A 1,656-nucleotide genomic window follows, 5' to 3' on the forward strand; every position below is an offset into this window, starting at 1 on the left:
CCCCCCGTGCCAATATGAGCTGCTACACCTACCCCCGAGAGATCAGTGAGCAACGAGGTAGGCATGACGATCAATCCACAACCCAAGGCAGCGATGGACGCAGCGAACAGTTTGCCCGATCCCGGCGCATTGGAAGGAGCCCGTAGGGCGACTGGAGATGCGCCGGGATCGGCGGCGCCGACGCGAGCCCCAGGCACCGATTCGGAGGTCGTGCCGCGCGCGCGGCGCCGTCAGTTCTCCAACGCCGACAAGCGCCGCATTCTGGACGCTGCCGATCGCTGCACCAAGCCCGGCGAGATTGGCGCGTTGATGCGCCGCGAGGGCGTGTATTCCTCCAGCCTGAGCACCTGGCGACGCCAGCGCGAGGTCGCAGATCTGGCCGCGCTGGCGCCGCAAAAGCGAGGGCCCAAGCCGGACGAGAATAGGGCCGAGGCGCTGCACATCGCGCAGCTCACGCGCGAGAACGAGCGCCTGAGGAGCCGGCTCGACAAGGCGATGCTGGTGATCGATGTCCAAAAAAAACTTGCCGCCCTGCTGGGCCACACGCTCGACGAGAACGGCGAGAGGACGTGATGGCGGCCGTGCGCGAACTCGCCCCAGCCCTTGGGGCTGGCGCCGCGTGCCGGGCCGTGGGCCTGTGGCGCGGTGCGCCGGCGCGGCAGCAGGCGCGATTGCACCGCGCAGCGCTGGTGGGACCGCGGGCGCAACGCGCGGCGCGCCCTCGACCGCCCTTGGCCCTGGACGCCCAAGAGAACCAGATGCTGCTGGACACCCTCAACAGCGAGCGCTTCGTCGACACCGCGCCGGCAGCGGTGCACGCCACACTGCTGGACGAGGGACGCTACCTCGGCTCGGTGCGCACGATGTATCGGATGCTGGCGATCAACGGCGGCTGTCGCGAGCGGCGCGATCAACTCGTTCATCCGGCCTACACAAGACCTGAGTTGCTGGCGCTCGCGCCCAACCAGGTGTGGTCGTGGGACATCACCAAGTTGAAGGGCCCAGCCAAATGGACGTGCTTCCATCTGTATGTGATCCTGGACATCTTCAGCCGCCATGTCGTGGGCTGGTTGCTCGCCGAGCGCGAGAGCGCCGAGCTGGCCGAGCAGCTCATCGCCGACACCGTGGAGCGACATGACATCGAGCCCGGCATGCTCACGTTGCACGCCGATCGGGGCGCCAGCATGCGCTCCAAGCCAGTGGCTGCGCTGCTCGTGGATCTGGACATCGCCAAGAGCCACAGCAGGCCCCACGTCTCCGACGACAACCCGTACTCGGAGTCGCAGTTCAAGACGATGAAATACCGGCCGGACTTCCCGGCGCGCTTCGGCTGCATCGAGGACGCACGCGCGCACTGCCAAACCTTCTTCGCCTGGTACAACACCACGCACCGGCACTCCGGCATTGGCTTCATGACGCCGCACAGCGTGCATTACGGTCACGCCCAGGCGATGCGCGTCACCCGTCAGGCTACCCTTGATGCCGCATTCCATGCGCATCCGAAGCGCTTCAAGAGCAAGAACCCGCAACCGCCCGCACTGCCCACCGCGGCCTGGATCAACCCGCCACAACAGGAATCAGCCACCCTCAAAAAGACGCAGCCCTGCACAGTAAATTCATGAAGCCGGGTGTAGCAAAGTCATTGACACGTTCCGC

General features: G+C 66.2%; 1 protein-coding gene. It reads left to right on the forward strand.

Annotated elements, in window-relative coordinates:
* Window positions 1–93: 93 nt before the first annotated feature.
* A protein-coding gene (locus tag AC1DNF_RS35560; RefSeq protein ID WP_478153618.1) for an IS3 family transposase occupies window positions 94–1,622 on the forward strand; the annotation gives its coding sequence in 2 pieces (ribosomal slippage) (window positions 94–526 and window positions 526–1,622; 1,530 coding nt in all).
* Window positions 1,623–1,656: the final 34 nt, after the last annotated feature.

This window comes from Variovorax sp. 01T432, assembly GCF_056398605.1.